Source organism: Pseudomonas graminis, assembly GCF_004364335.1.
GTDB classification, from domain to species: domain Bacteria; phylum Pseudomonadota; class Gammaproteobacteria; order Pseudomonadales; family Pseudomonadaceae; genus Aquipseudomonas; species Aquipseudomonas graminis_D.
This window is the reverse complement of sequence record NZ_SOCR01000012.1, coordinates 108680-123740: the sequence shown is the minus strand read 5'-3', so window position 1 is coordinate 123740 and position 15061 is coordinate 108680. Positions and strand designations below refer to the sequence as shown.

Genomic DNA, 15061 nt, shown 5'->3' with positions numbered 1-15061 from the left:
GAATCGGGTGTATGCGTGGTCAATTCGGTCAGCCAGACACCACCGCAACAATCTCCGCCAGCGTTGGCCGGTTGAAGTCAGGCCCCGTCAACGTGCTTGGGGCGGACGCGTAACCTGTAGGAGCCGGCTTGCTGGCGAACGCGTCAGGCCAGCCACTGCAGACGTCGACTGACACAATCGGTTCGCCAGCAAGCCGGCTCCTACGAATCGGGTGTATGCCTGGTCGATTCGGTCAGCCAGACACCACCGCAACAATCCCCACCAAACTTAACACCATCACCGTGCAACCCAGCACCGCCACTTCACGCAATGGCGGCGGAATGCGCTCCTGAGTCATGCCCCGGGCGCTTTTGCGGTAGCGGGCGTTGAGGCCGATCTGGATCAGGATGCCCGCGAGCAGCGACAGGATGACCGGCAGCAGGGCCACCCACCCAAACGGCGGAATCCAGCGCAAAAACAGAATGCACACCCCGATCAACGTCAGCAGCGTGCGGCGCCAGGCCAGCAGCGTACGTTCGGGTTGCAGGCCGGGATCGTCGTGGCGCACCGGCGTAGACGATACGGCATGACTGCGCCGGTTCACGACGCGCCGTAAATCAGAAAGACGATCAGCCCCGCCGCCACCAACGCGCCGCCCAACGACAGAATCGGCACCAGCACCGGCAGCGGCAGCGGCTTGCGTTGACGCATCGCCCGCTCGACCTTCAGCCAGCGCACACAGGCACTGGCGCTCACCAACAAGGCCAGCACCAGCAACGACAAGGCCACGGCCCGACGCAGCCCGGGGCTGAACACGTCGCTGGTGAAAGCTTCGACCGCAATGCCACCGGCCAGAAAGGCCAATGCCGTGCGGATCCAGGCGAGAAAGGTGCGCTCGTTGGCCAGGGTGAAGCGCGGGTCAGGCTCGCAGCCGCCGCCGAGCAGCGAAGCCGACAGTCGATCACGCTCGGGCGGCGTGACGGGGGCGCTGGCTGGAGGAGTGCCGGGTGGGATGACGTTGCCGGGCTCGGGGAAATTCATGTCGCACCGTGGTCGGGTAGATGCGACGGATCATACCGGTCATGCCCGGGAAAGGCCCGTATCGGCAGCGACATGGGGTTGTCTGTTGCCGCAGGGTGCATAACCTGTAGGAGCGTGGCTTGTCCCGCGATCGGGGACGCAGTCCCCGTAAACCCTGACAACGCGCTGTGTCTGGAAAAAAGCGTTGGCCGGGTGACGACGGGTTCCCCGCCGATCGCGGGACACGCCACGCTCCTACCGTCAGCTCATCGCCTCGCCAACTCCACCCACACCGCGCCATCGGGATATTGATAGCGCTCCAGCGTGTCGGCGTGCATTTCGATGCTGTACCCCGGCCGTTGCGGTGGCATGTATCGACCGCGACGGATGGCCACCGGATCGAGGAAGTGCTCGTGCAGGTGATCGACGTATTCCAGCACGCGCTTGTCCAGGGAGCCGGACACGGCGATGTAATCGAACATAGAAATGTTCTGCACGTATTCGCACAATCCGACACCGCCGCCGTGCGGGCAGACCGGGATGTCGAATTTGGCCGCCATCAGCAGCACGATCAGCACTTCGTTCAGCCCGCCCAGCCGGGCCGCATCGAGCTGGCAGAAATCCAGCGCGCCGGCTTGGAACATCTGTTTGAACATCACCCGATTATGGCAATGTTCGCCGGTCGCCACACCAATCGGCGCGATACGCTGACGGATCGTCGCGTGGCCGAGAATATCGTCGGGATGGGTCGGCTCTTCGATCCACCACGGCTCGAACGCCGCCAGCCGGCGCATGTTGCTGATCGATTGCTCGACGCTCCAGACCTGATTAGCGTCCATCATCAGCGTGCGGTCCCAGCCCAGTTCGTCGCGCAGGATCGCGGCGCGGCGCATGTCTTCTTCGATGTCCGAACCGATCTTCTGCTTGATGTGGGTCCAGCCTTCGGCCACGGCTTCGCGGGCGAGCCGGCGCATCTTCTCCTCCGAATACCCCAGCCAGCCCGGCGCGGTGGTGTAGCCCGGATAGCCCTCCTCCAGCATCTGCGCCTCGCGCTTCGCCTTGCCCGGTAGTTGCCGACGGAGCAGCGCGATGGCTTCTTCGGGGGTGATGGCGTCGGTGACGTAGCTGAAGTCCAGGCATTTCACCAACTGCTCGGGGGTCATGTCGGCCAGCAACTTCCAGACCGGCTTGCCCTCGACCTTTGCCCACAGGTCCCAGACCGCATTGACCAGCGCAGCCGTGGCCAGATGGATCACGCCTTTTTCCGGCCCCAGCCAGCGCAACTGGCTGTCGCCTGCGGTGATGGTGTGCCAGAAGGCGCCCATGTCAGCCGTGATCGATTCCAGGCTCAACCCCACCACGCAGGGCGCCAGGGAGTGAATCGCTGCCGCGCAGATTTCGTTGCCCCGGCCGATGGTGAACGTCAGGCCGTGGCCTTCCAGCCCGTCCGGCGAATCGGTGTGCAGCACAACGTAGGCGGCGGAATAGTCTGGGGCGCTGTTCATTGCGTCCGATCCGTCAAGGGACAGGGACGTGGGGAAACGGATGTCGCGTACGGAAATGGACGTGATCTGCATGGTGGGCTCTCTTATTCTTGGAAAAGGTGGCGGCGGCGCGAACGGTGTAGGAGCGATCGGAGTGGCGTTTCACCTTGCTCGAGAACGGGGAGTGTCAGCGACCACATGGATAACTGACCCGACGCCTTCGCGGGCAAGCGCGCTCCTACAGGTATTGCGCCGATAGGTGACATCACTGTAGGCCGAACTGCGATACAGGCATAATCGCCAAATCCTAATCATCGATACCCAATCCGATATGTCAGACACGTTCCCCTCCTCCGATCTGACTGGCACTTTCCCGACGCTGAAAATCTCCAGCCGGCAGATCGCGTTGCTCAACGCCCTGGGCGAACTGGGCAATCTGCGCAAGGCCGCCGCCGCCATTCATACCACCCAGCCTGCCGCCAGCCTGTTGCTGCATCAGCTGGAGGAACGTCTCGGCGTGCAACTGTTCGAGCGCTTGCCGCGCGGCATGCAGCCGACGCTGTTCGGTGAGGTGATGATTCGCTACGCCCAGGGCGCGCTGCATGAGTTCGAATACGCCGAAGCGCAGCTGGCCGAGCTGGCACGCGGGGCGACAGGGATGGTGCGCATCGGGACGGTCATGGGTCCGGTGCCGACGCTGCTGACCCGAGGCGTGCTGGCGTTCAAGGCCGCGCACCCGAAAGTGCGCATCGCCCTGGAAGTCGGCACCAGCGATGAGCTGCTGCCGGCGCTGATTCGTGGGGATTTCGATGTGGTACTGGGGCGGCTGCCCGATCAGCTCGACGGCGAGAGCCTCGACATTCAGCCGTTCGAACAGGGCGAAAGCATGCGCATCATCGCCCGGCCGCAGCACCCGCTGGTAGACCACAGCGGCCTGACGTTGGCGGATCTGGCACCGCTGACCTGGATACTCCACCCGATCGGCAGCCCGATGCGACGCCAGGTTGAAAACGCATTGCAGGCGGCGCAGTTGATTGAGCCGCTGGACATCATCGAAACGCGTTCGATTCTGGCCACCACCTCGATGCTGGAATCCTCGGACATGATTGCCGTGGCGCCCAATGACGTCGCGCAGCACTACGCACGTTACGGCATGATCGCGATATTGCCGGTCGAGCTACCGCTGAGCATGGCCAATCTTGGGCTGATGACGTCGAAGGCCAGGCCGATGTCGGCAGCTGTGAAGGCCCTGCTCTCGTTTCTAAGCGCTCGCTTCTAAGCCCGCGTCCCTAAGCTCACGTTTACGGGCTAACGTTTCCAAAGTCTCAGGCGGCGTGATGAATCGATAACCCTGCGTTATCGCTCAATCGAAACCTTTCATTGGGAAATTCCCCACCGGCTTCATAAAGTGGCTGAGGATCGGCCATCAACGTCCGCGCTTTTAAGGCGGCTGCTTGGCACGTCGTGCATAACAATAACCGGCCAGCCAGGGTGCCGCTTCCCGACGCAAGCTGTCGTCTCGCACCGCTGACCCAGGCCGCCACCGTCATGAGAGGCCGCATGGAACTCATCGCCAAAACCCCCGCGTTCGACAGCAGCGCGCTGTTCATCCGCCTGAACCCCCTTGATAACGTGCTGATCGCTCGCCAGGCGCTGAGCGAAGGCACGTACCTGGACGAAGAACACGTCACGATCTCGCAGCCGATTCCCTCCGGGCACAAGGTCGCGGCGATTCGGGTCGAGCAGGGGCAGTCGCTGCGGCGCTACGGCCAGATCATCGGTTTCGCGTCCCAGCCCATCGACGCCGGGCAGCATGTGCATGTGCACAACGTGGAGATGGGCGACTTCTCCCGTGACTACGCCTTTGGCGTCGACGCCCATGAAACGCCGAAAACCGAGGCGTTCTTTCGGGGCATCGTGCGCGCCGACGGGCGCGTGGCGACGCGCAATTACATCGGCATTCTCACCTCGGTGAACTGCTCGGCCACCGTGGCCCGGGCCATCGCCGACCGTTTCCGTCGCGATATTTTTCCGGAAGCCCTCGCGGACTACCCCAACATCGACGGTGTGGTCGCGCTGACCCACGGCTCGGGCTGCGCCATCGACTCCAAAGGCGAGGCCATCGACCTGCTGCGCCGCACTCTGGCGGGTTACGCCGTGCACCCGAACTTTGCGGCGGTGCTGGTGGTGGGCCTGGGCTGCGAGACCAACCAGATTCAAGACATGCTCGACAGCCAGGGTCTTGAGGCCAGCGACCAGTTGCGCGCTTTCACTATTCAGGGCACCGGCGGCACGTCGAAGACCATCGCCAGCGGCATCGCCCAGGTGCAATCGCTGCTGCCCCAGGCCAACCGGGTCACCCGCGAGACCGTCAGTGCGCGGCACTTGATTGTCGGCCTGCAATGCGGCGGCTCGGATGGCTATTCCGGGATCACCGCCAACCCGGCATTGGGCAATGCGGTGGACCGGCTGGTCGCGGCGGGCGGTACGGCGATTCTGTCGGAGACCCCGGAAATCTACGGCGCCGAGCATTTGCTGACGCGGCGGGCGGCCAGTCAGGCCATCGGCGAAAAGCTCATTCGGCGCATTCATTGGTGGGAAGACTATTGCCAGCGCATGAACGCCGAGCTGAACAACAACCCGTCCGCCGGCAACAAGGCGGGCGGGCTGACGACCATTCTGGAGAAGTCGCTGGGCGCGGTGGCCAAGGCCGGCTCGACCAACCTGATGGGCGTGTATGAATACGCCGAAGCCGTTCGCGCCCAGGGCCTGGTGTTCATGGACACCCCCGGCTACGACCCGGTCTCCGCGACGGGGCAAGTGGCGGGCGGTGCCAACCTGATCGCGTTCACCACCGGACGGGGTTCGGCCTACGGTTGCGCGCCGACGCCGTCGATCAAGCTGGCAACCAATAACCGCGTGTTCGAATTTCAGCAGGAGGACATGGACGTCAATTGCGGCGGCATCGCCGACGGCACGACGACAATCGAAGAGCGCGGCGCGTATGTGTTCCAGATGATGCTGGACATCGCCTCCGGCGCCCGCAGCAAAAGCGAGCTGCACGGTTATGGGCAGAACGAATTTGTGCCTTGGCACATCGGGGCCGTGACCTGACAGGACGGGCTGCCTTGGTAGGACCGGCTTCAGCCGGGAAGCTTTTCAAGCGTCACACCGCTACATGGATGGTGCCCACACCGGCCTCTTCCCGGCTGAAGCCGGTCCTACTGGAACGATGAAGCCCTAACGCCCGACAACAATAAAAAAGGTGCGCAATGAAATCCCTCAAGACCTACCAGACGATCACCATCGTCTTTCTGATGCTGTTCGGCGTGGTCAACTATCTGGACCGCAGCGCGCTGTCCATCGCCAACACGACGATCCAGAAAGACATGCTCATCAGCCCTTCGGAGATGGGCATTCTGCTGTCGGCGTTCTCGCTGGCCTATGCCTTCGCGCAGTTGCCGATGGGCATGCTCATCGACAAGCTCGGCAGCAAGATTGCATTGGGCGGCGCGCTGATGGTGTGGTCCATTGCGCAGACGGCCTCAGGCTTCATTAACAGCTTCAGCGGCTTCTTTGCCCTGCGCGTGCTGCTGGGGATCGGCGAGGCACCGATGTTTCCGTCAGCCGCCAAGACCCTCAACGAATGGTTCGAAGAGCATGAGCGGGGCACGCCGACGGGCATTGTCTGGTCGGCGACCTGCATCGGGCCATGCCTGGCGCCGCCGCTGCTGACGCTGTTCATGGTCAACTTCAGCTGGCGCGGCATGTTCATCATCACCGGTGTGCTCGGCATCGTGTTGTCGCTGTGCTGGCTGATGTTCTACAAAAGCCGCGCGCAGTACCTGAAAGAAATGGCGGCTGAGGGTCGCGAACCGACCGTTCAGGTGGTTCAGGCAGACGCCGCGTCGAAGGCTTCGTTCTTCGCCGGCTGGCTGGACCTGTTCAAGCACCGCAGCACGTGGGGCACGTTCCTCGGTTTCATGGGTGTGATCTACATGCTCTGGCTGCACCTGACCTGGCTACCCGGCTACTTCCAGCGCGAACATGGCCTGGACCCCTATCAAACCGCCTGGGTGGTGTCGTTCGCCTATGTGTTTGGGGCAATCGGCACCATCGCCGCCGGACGTATCTGCGATCGACTGGTCAAGCGCGGCGTCGGCGTGCTCAACAGCCGCAAATACACGGTGATTGGCGGGCTGGTGTTCGCCGCCGTGTTCACCCTGCCGCTGACCTTCGTCACCGGGCTGAGCGGTTGCGTGGCCCTGCTCTGCCTGGCGCTGTTCGGCATCAACCTGTCCAGCGCCACGGCGTGGATGGTGGTCAATACCGTGGTCGACAGCAAACGCGTGGCGTCTCTGGGTTCGATCCAGAATTTCGGCGGCTATATCGCAGGCTCCATCGCGCCGATCGTCACCGGGTTCAGCGTGCAATATTCCGGCACCTTCGCCACGGCCTTCGCGGTCAGCGCGATCGTCGCGCTGCTGTCGGCGGTCGCCTACTTCGTGCTGCTCAAGGCGCCGATCCCCGAACACACCACCACGGCTCAGAAGCACTGGCAGGCGAATCGGGATGAGGGGCAAGGGCGTCGGGTCTGATCGGCAGAGGAAGGCCTGACCGCTAGATGAGATCCGACTGCTGAAGGGTGACCTATAGGAGCGACCGGGGTGGCGCTCCAGCTTGCTCGCGAAGAGGCCGTAACATCCGGTGCATTTCCAACGGCTGACAAGCCGCCTTCGCGAGCAAGCTCACGCCTACAAAAGTTGTACCGGCTCGTAATAAGTTACTGGCGCGAGATGATTTATAAGCCTTGATTTCCCCTTCAAAATCCCGCACTTGTCCTACGCTGTGAATCAGACGGTTCGCTGTTGCGATGCTGCGTGTCCGAACGAGTGGATTGTTCGTCACAGTGGCGGGTCTGAAATCGTGGCAGTCAGCGAGGATGGGGTTTGAGACAGGTAGAAGGATCGGAGCTCGGCGTCAGAAACCGACGACTCAAACGCATGCCGGTGTTGTGGCTGGCGGGACTGTTTACCTTGCTGGTGTGCATCTCCATCACCAGCATCACTGTCTGGCAGTTGCGCCAGACGCGCATGCACGAGCTGGAAATCGCCAACACCAACGTCGCCAACCTTTCGCGCTCAATGGCGCAGCATGCCGATGACGCCTTCGATCAGGCACACATTGCCGTGTCGTCGGTGGTCGAAAGGCTGTCGTTCGACGGCTTCGGCGCCGCCAGTGGTTCGCGCATGCACGATTATCTGCGCGCCACCGCCGCCAGCGTCGAGCAGATCCAGGGCCTGTTCATCTACGACAAGGACGGCAACTGGGCCGCCACCTCACTCAACCACATGCCGCCCAATGCCAACAACGCGGACCGTGAGTACTTCCGCTTCCACCAATCCATGGCCAGCAACCTGCCTCACATCGGCCCCGCCATCCAGAGCCGCTCCACCGGTGACTGGATCATTCCGGTGTCACGGCGGGTGGACGATGAGATGGGCAACTTCGCCGGTGTGGTGCTGGCCACCGTCGAACTGAACTACTTCGAACGGTTCTTTGAGCGCTTCGACATCGGCAAGCATGGCGTCATCACGCTGGCCATGGCCGACGGCACTGTGTTGGCGCGTCGTCCGCTGATTGAAAACGTACGCGGCACTTCCATCGGCGACGGCGAATTGTTCCGTCTTCACGTCAAGGAGCACTACGAAGGCACGGCGAACGTTGTGTCGATGCTCGACCACGAGCAGCGCCTGTACGGCTACAAGAAACTGGACCGCTACCCGATGGTGGTGCTCGCCGGTCTGTCCCAGCAGGAAGTGCTCGACGAGTGGCGGCAGTACGCGTGGCGCTCGCTGGCGATCATCATCTGCGTGGTGGTCGCCAATTTACTGTTTGGCGTCTTGCTGTTCCAGCAGATCCGTTTCGGCCTCAACGCCGAATCACAGCTGCGCATTGCCAGCCACTCGCTGGAAAAGCTCGCGCTGCAAGACAGCCTGACCGGCCTGGCCAATCGTCGGCATTTCCAGGAAATTCTCGGTCTGGAGTTTCATAGCGGGCAACCGAACATGCATCCGCTGAGCCTGATCATGATCGACATCGATTTTTTCAAGAGCTACAACGACAACTACGGCCATGTCGCCGGCGACAAATGCATCGTCGCGGTGGCCGAGTGCATTCGCAGCAACCTCAACCGTACCGGCGACCTCGCCGTGCGCTACGGCGGAGAGGAAATGGCGGTGTTCCTGCCCTACAGTGATATGCACGGCGCGGTGTGCCTGGCGGAGAAGATCCGGCTGGGGGTGCTCACCCGAGCCCTTGAACACCACGGCAATCCGATCGGCATCGTCAGCATCAGCCTGGGGGTTTATGGCTGTAAAGCGCAGGAATGCCCGACCATGGAAGACTTCGTCAAGCGCGCGGATGCGGCGCTGTACGCCGCCAAGCATCAGGGCCGCAATCGGACCGTCGCCTGGCAGGAATCGACTGCGCTCAGTGCGCTGCCCGCGCCGTAATGATCTGCGCGACCTTGCCGCGAAACAGCTCCAGCCGGTCGGCCGGCGCGTCGTGTTCAACTACCAGCGCGCCGACTTCCTCGCACTGCGCCACTTGGTAGTGCGCGATGCTGGAGAGCTTCTCGTTGATCACCGCCACCGCCACCTGACCGCTGCGCGCCACCACGGCACGCTTGAGCTCGGCGACATCCATGTCGAACGCGGTCACGCCTTTCAGTGCATCCAGCGCACAGGCGCCGAGAAAACACAGATCGAAATTGAAGTGAGCGAGCTGTTGAATCGTGGTGAAGCCGTAGGTGCTGCCCGCAACGGGACTCAGGCGCCCGCCGAGCAGAATCACCTCCACCGACGGCAGCTTCATCAGCTCGACGGCAATCAGCGGCGCGTTGGTGGTGACGGTCAACGGCATGTGCGGATCAAGGGCTTTGGCGATCGCCAGATTGGTCGAGCCGCCGTCGATAAACACGTGCTGCCCGGCATTGATCAATCCTGCTGCCGCAATACCCAGCTGACGCTTGCGCCCGGGCTCATGCTCGACACGCGCAGCGATAGGCCCGTCCGACGCCAGAGAAATCGCTCCGCCGTACACCCGTTTGCACAGGCCGGCGGACGCCAGAACGCCCAGATCGCGGCGAATGGAGTGCTCGGACACATTGAATTCGGCCGCCAGCTCCGCCGCAATCACCCGACCGTGCACGGCCAGGCGCTCAATGATCAAACGCTGACGCTCGCCAGGAAATGCTTCGGGGTTGGCAGACATGAGGCCTCGGTAATGGGCTGAATCGATCAGAAACGAGCAGGATCATGGGGCGCACGAGCGTGCCCTGTCAAACCACCGGGTGGACCCGTTGTGACGGGTTGAGTGATTTGCAGAACAGCACATTCGGGTGGGATTCAGCCTGCAGGCGATGTACCGCCAAGCCGGTATTTTCATAGCCCTGGCGAGGGTAAAACTGCAAGGCACGGGCATTCCTCGCCCAGACTGTCACCCATATTTTCGAAGCGCCCCGAGCCGATGCTTCATCTTCAGCCATGCGGAGCAGCTGCCATCCCGCCCCATGCCCGGCAAATCGCTCCTGCACGTAGAGGCGCTTAAGCTCGGCGGCATCCTTGTCGCTGACCAAAGGGTGACCGCTTTGCAGGCATACCTGCGTAAAGCCGACCAGATGCTCATCGACTTCCGCCAGCAGGAATACAGAGTCAGGGCATTGGATCATCGCGGCAATGGTCTCGGGCGCGAACGATTCGAGGGCGTCGCGAGCGATGGCGTCCCGCACGCCCTCGGTCGCGTAAGTATCCATAAACACCTGAATGCCCAACGCCGCAATCGTCAGCACATCCGCTGGCGTGGCGGGTCTCAGAGTGAAATCGAGTTTGTCGCTGTTGGCCATGATCGCCGCTTCCTTGACTGCGAGTGATGAATGTCAGGGCTGCCTGGAAGTAAACGCGTCACTCCCTCAAGCCAGGTAACCGGGTTGACCGTAATCAATGCAAATCTTCGGCCTGAATGCGATCAACTGTAGGAGCGCGCTTGCCCGCGACAGCAGTGTGTCAGGCAATCGATTCGTTGCAGCCAGAATGCCTTCGCGGGCAAGCGCGCTCCTACACCGTCCGCGCCAGCCCGAATTGCTTCTGTGCTGCCCGCGAGCCACGAGTGAAGGCCTGCCCGCGCGGCGCTAAATACCGTGCACCGGCCCGCATCAAGCCGCACCGACGTCACTGCATCAACGAGTAAACCAGCGCCGAGATCGAGATCAGTCCGATCACCACGACGAACACGTTCGACAGTTTGCCCGCATACCGGCGCATGGCCGGCACTTTGCGCACGGCGTACATCGGCATGAGAAACAGCAGTGCGGCAATGACCGGGCCACCGAGGGTTTCGATCATGCCCAGGATACTTGGGTTGAGCGTCGCCACCAGCCAGCAGACCACCAGCATGAAGCCTGCGGTCAGGCGATCGAGCGTACGTGGCGAAGGGCGGCGGCCGGTCTTCATCACCAGACCCTTGAGGCCTTCGCTGGCACCGATGTAGTGCCCCAGAAACGACTTGGTGATTGCGACGAAAGCAATCAACGGCGCGGCAAACGCGATGGTCGGGTTGCTGAAATGGTTGGCCAGATAGGACAGGATCGACAGGTTCTGCGCCTTGGCTTCCGCCAGTTGCTCCGGCGCCAGGGTCAGCACGCAGCTGAAGACGAAGAACAGCACCATGACCACCATCAGCAGATGGGCACGGGCCAGGATCTGCGCGCTCCGCGGTTCGGCCTGCTCGCCATATTGACGCTTCTGGTCGACGGCGAACGCCGAAATGATGGGCGAGTGGTTGAACGAGAAGACCATCACCGGAATCGCCAGCCACAGCGTGTGCAGCAGCGCCGACGGTGCCGGAAGGCTGCTCGCCGTGGTGAGAATGCCGCCGTTCCAGTGGGGAATCAGAAACACCGCGAGGAACAGCAAGGCCACGATGAACGGGTACACCATCAGGCTCATGGCCTTGACGATGATCTGCTCACCGCAACGCACCACCGCCAGCAAGCCGAGGATCAGCACGAACGCCAGCAATGCCCGGGGCGGCGGCTGCACATGCAGTTGGTGCTCCATGAAACTGCCCACGGTGTTGGTCAGCGCCACGCTGTAGATCAGCAGGATCGGAAACACGGCGAAGAAATACAGCAGCGTGATCAAGGCACCGGCTTTTTTGCCGAAATGCTGCTCGACCACCTCGGTGATGTCCGCGCCATTGCGGCCCGAGAGCACGAATCGGGTCAGGCCGCGGTGGGCATAGAAGGTCATCGGGAAGGCCAGTACGGCCAGAATCACCAGCGGCCAGAACCCGCCGATACCGGCGTTTATCGGCAGAAACAACGTGCCTGCGCCGATGGCGGTGCCGAACAGCCCGAGCATCCAGGTGGTGTCGTTACGGTTCCAGGTCGTCACGCTCGCGGGTGCGGCGTCGACGGTGTGTTCGACGCTGTTGGCCTGATCATTCATCCGGTCGATTCTCCGTTGCCGGTGATAGCTACATGGTCAAAAGCGCGTCGAAAAACGTGGCAGTCGGCGCCCCTGACCGGTTCTCTACAGGGAAAGGGGCGCGATTGTCCGGGATTGGAGAGCAGAATCAAAGGCTTGTCGGACCGAAAGCGTGCAGGTCCTGATGAGGAAAGTTTCCAACCGGCTTAACTTCTTGCGCAAATCAGCAACGCTTCTTACTTATTGAACCGGACAATTCCCACATCTAAGACGGACGAATTAGTTGGCGAAACGTATTGTAAATTCACGGCAGTACAACTTTAAGTCGTCCTCCATTAGGCTCTCGACCCAAATTCAACCGTCCATGGAAGGTCATGCATGCTCAAGACTTTTGCCGTCATCACACTACTCACTGCCAGCACTTACGCGAGTGCAAACAACGCTCCCGCGCACTGCGCAACACTTGATCAGCAACAAGCGAAAATCCTGTTCGATCGCTGGAACAACGCACTGCAGACCGGCGACGCCAGCAAGGTCGCCGCGAACTACACGCCGGACGCCGTGCTGCTGCCGACCCTCTCCAACCAGCCCAGAACAGACCTTGCGGGCAAACTCGATTACTTCAACAAGTTTCTCAAGCGCAAGCCGGTCGGCGCCGTCGACAGCAGCACGGTCATCACCAGTTGCAACAGCGCAATCGATACCGGTACTTACACGTTCCGTTTCAGCGATAAGTCAGCCGTCAGCGCGCGTTACACTTTCACTTATGCCTACGTCGACAATCGCTGGCTGATTACATCCCACCATTCTTCGGCAATGCCGGAGTAACGGACACTGTGCAAAGGGTTGGCCTGTCGTCCAACGCCAGGCCGACGCCACTTTCAGACCCTTCCCACAGGTCACTCGCCTGCGACATCGCGCCGCAACGGCATGCTCAATTCCACACGCAAACCGTCTTGCCGGCTGTCAAAGCGCAGCGAACACGCACAGCGCTGAACGATGGCCTGGACAATCGCCAACCCCAGCCCGGCGCCGGGGCTCTTGCCGTTGCGCCAGAAGCGTTGAGTGAGCTTGTCCAGGTCCGGCTCGGGAATCCCCGGGCCATGATCGCGAACGCGGAAATGCGCCTGCCCGTCGAAGGTCTCGACATTCAGCTCCACCCGCGCATCGGCCTGGCTGTGGCGCAGGGCGTTGTCCAGCAGATTGCGCAACGCGGCCACCGCCAACGCCGCCGGCATCTGCACGGCGGCGCTGGACAATTGCGACGGCAGGATCAGTTCGATGCGCTGCTCGTCGCCGTGACTGGCGTCGTGAATGGCCAGCCGCGCGACCTGCTCGGCGTCGCACTGCACACCGTCATCGAACGACAGGCTGCCCTCGACCCGCGCCAACAGCAGCAGCTGTTCAAGGGTGCGATGCATCCGGTCGGCGCCCTCCTCCGCATGGGCCAGCGCCGTGTCGCGCTTCTGGCCGTCGGTCATGCGCGCCACTTGCAGGTGGGTCTTGATGGCGGTGAGCGGGCTGCGCAGTTCATGGGCAGCGTCGCCGGTCAGCCGACGCTCGCGCTCCAGGGTCTGGGCAATGCGCTGAAACAGCTGGTTCTGGCTGACCAACAGCGGCTGCAACTCGCTGGGCAGGTTGGGCACGTCCAGCGGCTCGACCGAGTCGGCGCTGTGGCGATTCAAGGCATCGCGCATTCTGTTGAGCGGCGCCAGCCCCCGGCCGATGCCGAACCAGACCAGCGCCAGGCTGCCGAACAGCGCGACCAGCACCGGCACCGATGCGGCCAGGAGCACCGAGTGCCCCAACACGTCCCGTTCGATCTGCCGGTCAGCAGTGCTCACTCGCACGTTGTCATGCATCATCGTGTACACGCGCCAGTGGTCGCCGTTGATCATCTGGTCATGGAAGCCGCTGGCGTCGGCCTTCAGCGGTTCGCTCGGCGAGCTGTCGGTGCGCGCCAGCACCTGCCCGCGCAGGGAACTCAACTGACACGCCATGCCATTGGGCAACGCCGGATCGTCCGCCCTCAGCGATCGGCTTTCGCTGCCGGTGGGCATCTGCATCTGTTCGAGCAGCCCCGCGACCATCCGCGCCGAGGCTTCAAGGCGTTGATCGAGGGACTGCATCATCTGCGTGCGCAGGTCGCGCAGCATCCAGGCGGCGGCCAGCACCCAAATCAGAATGAACGCCGAGCCGAGGATCAGACTCAGCCGCGTGCGCAGGCTCATCATGGCGTGGGCTCCAAATCATGGCCGGCCGGGCCGAGGCGATAGCCCAGACCACGCACGGTTTCGATGATGCCGCCGCCCAGTTTGCGCCGCAGGTGATGGATATGAACGTTGAGGGCGTTGCTCTCGACTTCGTCGCCGAAGCCGTACACGCAGTCCTTCAGTTGTTCGCCCGAAAGCACCCGACCGCTGTTGTTCAGCAACGCTTGCAGCAGTGCCTGCTCACGACGCGACAGATCGACCGGCTGACCGGCCAGGCGGGTTTCCCGACTGCTCGGGTCGTAGTTGAGCACGCCATGTTCGATCACGTTGACGCTGCGCCCGGCCATGCGTCGCACCAGGGTGTGCAGGCGCGCGCTGAGTTCACGCAGGTCGAAGGGCTTGAGCAAGTAATCGTCCGCGCCGGCCTGCAGGCCGTCGACGCGGTCGGTCACCGTGTCGCGAGCGGTAAGAATCAGCACCGGGATCTCGACGCCCTGCTGGCGCAACTGGCGCAACAGCTTCAGGCCATCTTCATCGGGCAGGCCGAGGTCGAGAATCATCACGTCGAAATGCGCAGCCGACAGCATGGCCCGTGCGGATGAGGCCGTGGCCACGTGATCCACCGTCAGGCCCTGGGCATCGAGGCCCGCGACGATGCCGCTGGCAATCAGGTCGTCGTCTTCACAAAGCAGTACGTGCATGGTCGGCCCCGAAAAAAAGGCGATTGAAGCGCAGAGGGATTAACGGCGGATTATGCACGAGCCGCCGCAGACACGACGCGCCCCGTAGCGTTAATCGACTGTTAATCGCCATTGCGCAGGCTTCGGGCAACCGAAAACGCGCTGTACACACTCATCCCTCAGCATCAGCGACATGT

The 15061-nt window shown here is 62.4% G+C and carries 13 protein-coding genes; 5 read left to right on the top strand and 8 right to left on the bottom strand.

Annotated elements, in window-relative coordinates:
- Positions 1–232 precede the first annotated feature (232 nt).
- The 3 genes from EC919_RS21845 to EC919_RS21835 all read right to left on the bottom strand — a co-directional run bounded on the left by EC919_RS21845 (position 233) and on the right by EC919_RS21835 (position 2576).
- Complete coding sequence (locus EC919_RS21845) at positions 233–583, bottom strand: DUF202 domain-containing protein (protein ID WP_133776410.1); 351 nt, start codon at positions 581–583, stop codon at positions 233–235.
- The gene (locus EC919_RS21840; protein WP_133776409.1) at positions 580–1020 is read right to left on the bottom strand and encodes a YidH family protein; all 441 of its coding nucleotides are present in this window, start codon (positions 1018–1020) and stop codon (positions 580–582) included. Before EC919_RS21840 ends, EC919_RS21845 begins: the two co-directional genes overlap by 4 nt.
- Before the next feature lie 245 nt (positions 1021–1265).
- Positions 1266–2576, bottom strand: a complete 1311-nt coding sequence (locus EC919_RS21835) for an L-fuconate dehydratase (RefSeq protein WP_133776408.1) — start codon at positions 2574–2576, stop codon at positions 1266–1268.
- 238 nt (positions 2577–2814) lie between these two features.
- On the opposite strand from EC919_RS21835, the gene EC919_RS21830 reads away from it, so the two are divergent.
- From EC919_RS21830 to EC919_RS21815, 4 genes are all read left to right on the top strand, one after another.
- Positions 2815–3762 (top strand): LysR family transcriptional regulator, encoded by a 948-nt coding sequence (locus EC919_RS21830; RefSeq protein ID WP_133776407.1) that lies wholly within the window; start codon positions 2815–2817, stop codon positions 3760–3762.
- A gap of 281 nt (positions 3763–4043) precedes the next feature.
- Positions 4044–5597: a UxaA family hydrolase gene (locus EC919_RS21825; protein ID WP_133776406.1), complete on the top strand. Its 1554-nt coding sequence runs from the start codon at positions 4044–4046 to the stop codon at positions 5595–5597.
- A gap of 158 nt (positions 5598–5755) precedes the next feature.
- A complete protein-coding gene (locus EC919_RS21820; protein ID WP_133776405.1) occupies positions 5756–7081 on the top strand; it encodes an MFS transporter in 1326 nt (441 codons plus the stop codon).
- Positions 7082–7486: 405 nt separating this feature from the next.
- Positions 7487–8998, top strand: coding sequence for a sensor domain-containing diguanylate cyclase (locus EC919_RS21815; protein ID WP_133776404.1), 1512 nt, complete (start codon positions 7487–7489; stop codon positions 8996–8998).
- Here EC919_RS21815 and EC919_RS21810 read toward each other — a convergent pair.
- The 3 genes from EC919_RS21810 to EC919_RS21800 form a co-directional block, all read right to left on the bottom strand.
- Positions 8976–9758 (bottom strand): DeoR/GlpR family DNA-binding transcription regulator, encoded by a 783-nt coding sequence (locus EC919_RS21810; protein WP_133776403.1) that lies wholly within the window; start codon positions 9756–9758, stop codon positions 8976–8978. The genes EC919_RS21815 and EC919_RS21810 overlap by 23 nt on opposite strands.
- Positions 9759–9825: 67 nt before the next feature.
- Entirely contained in the window at positions 9826–10389 is a 564-nt protein-coding gene (locus EC919_RS21805; RefSeq protein ID WP_133776402.1) for a GNAT family N-acetyltransferase, read from the bottom strand.
- 325 nt (positions 10390–10714) lie between these two features.
- Entirely contained in the window at positions 10715–11992 is a 1278-nt protein-coding gene (locus EC919_RS21800) for a serine/threonine transporter (RefSeq protein WP_133776401.1), read from the bottom strand.
- Positions 11993–12349: 357 nt separating this feature from the next.
- Here EC919_RS21800 and EC919_RS21795 point away from each other — a divergent pair, with 357 nt between their 5' ends.
- Entirely contained in the window at positions 12350–12799 is a 450-nt protein-coding gene (locus EC919_RS21795) for an SgcJ/EcaC family oxidoreductase (RefSeq protein ID WP_133776400.1), read from the top strand.
- Positions 12800–12870: 71 nt separating this feature from the next.
- Here the strand turns inward: EC919_RS21795 and EC919_RS21790 are convergent, their stop codons facing one another.
- Complete coding sequence (locus EC919_RS21790; protein ID WP_133776399.1) at positions 12871–14205, bottom strand: ATP-binding protein; 1335 nt, start codon at positions 14203–14205, stop codon at positions 12871–12873.
- Positions 14202–14885, bottom strand: a complete 684-nt coding sequence (locus EC919_RS21785) for a response regulator (protein WP_133776398.1) — start codon at positions 14883–14885, stop codon at positions 14202–14204. Before EC919_RS21785 ends, EC919_RS21790 begins: the two co-directional genes overlap by 4 nt.
- Positions 14886–15061: the final 176 nt, after the last annotated feature.

Excerpts from the sequence above, each read along its gene's own strand:
- EC919_RS21840 (WP_133776409.1), bottom strand. The coding sequence starts at position 1,020 with ATGAATTTCCCCGAGCCCGGCAACGTCATCCCACCCGGCACTCCTCCA.
- EC919_RS21835 (WP_133776408.1), bottom strand. The coding sequence starts at position 2,576 with ATGCAGATCACGTCCATTTCCGTACGCGACATCCGTTTCCCCACGTCC.
- EC919_RS21830 (WP_133776407.1), top strand. The coding sequence starts at position 2,815 with ATGTCAGACACGTTCCCCTCCTCCGATCTGACTGGCACTTTCCCGACG.
- EC919_RS21825 (WP_133776406.1), top strand. The coding sequence starts at position 4,044 with ATGGAACTCATCGCCAAAACCCCCGCGTTCGACAGCAGCGCGCTGTTC.
- EC919_RS21820 (WP_133776405.1), top strand. The coding sequence starts at position 5,756 with ATGAAATCCCTCAAGACCTACCAGACGATCACCATCGTCTTTCTGATG.
- EC919_RS21815 (WP_133776404.1), top strand. The coding sequence starts at position 7,487 with ATGCCGGTGTTGTGGCTGGCGGGACTGTTTACCTTGCTGGTGTGCATC.
- EC919_RS21810 (WP_133776403.1), bottom strand. The coding sequence starts at position 9,758 with ATGTCTGCCAACCCCGAAGCATTTCCTGGCGAGCGTCAGCGTTTGATC.
- EC919_RS21805 (WP_133776402.1), bottom strand. The coding sequence starts at position 10,389 with ATGGCCAACAGCGACAAACTCGATTTCACTCTGAGACCCGCCACGCCA.
- EC919_RS21800 (WP_133776401.1), bottom strand. The coding sequence starts at position 11,992 with ATGAATGATCAGGCCAACAGCGTCGAACACACCGTCGACGCCGCACCC.
- EC919_RS21795 (WP_133776400.1), top strand. The coding sequence starts at position 12,350 with ATGCTCAAGACTTTTGCCGTCATCACACTACTCACTGCCAGCACTTAC.
- EC919_RS21790 (WP_133776399.1), bottom strand. The coding sequence starts at position 14,205 with ATGATGAGCCTGCGCACGCGGCTGAGTCTGATCCTCGGCTCGGCGTTC.
- EC919_RS21785 (WP_133776398.1), bottom strand. The coding sequence starts at position 14,885 with ATGCACGTACTGCTTTGTGAAGACGACGACCTGATTGCCAGCGGCATC.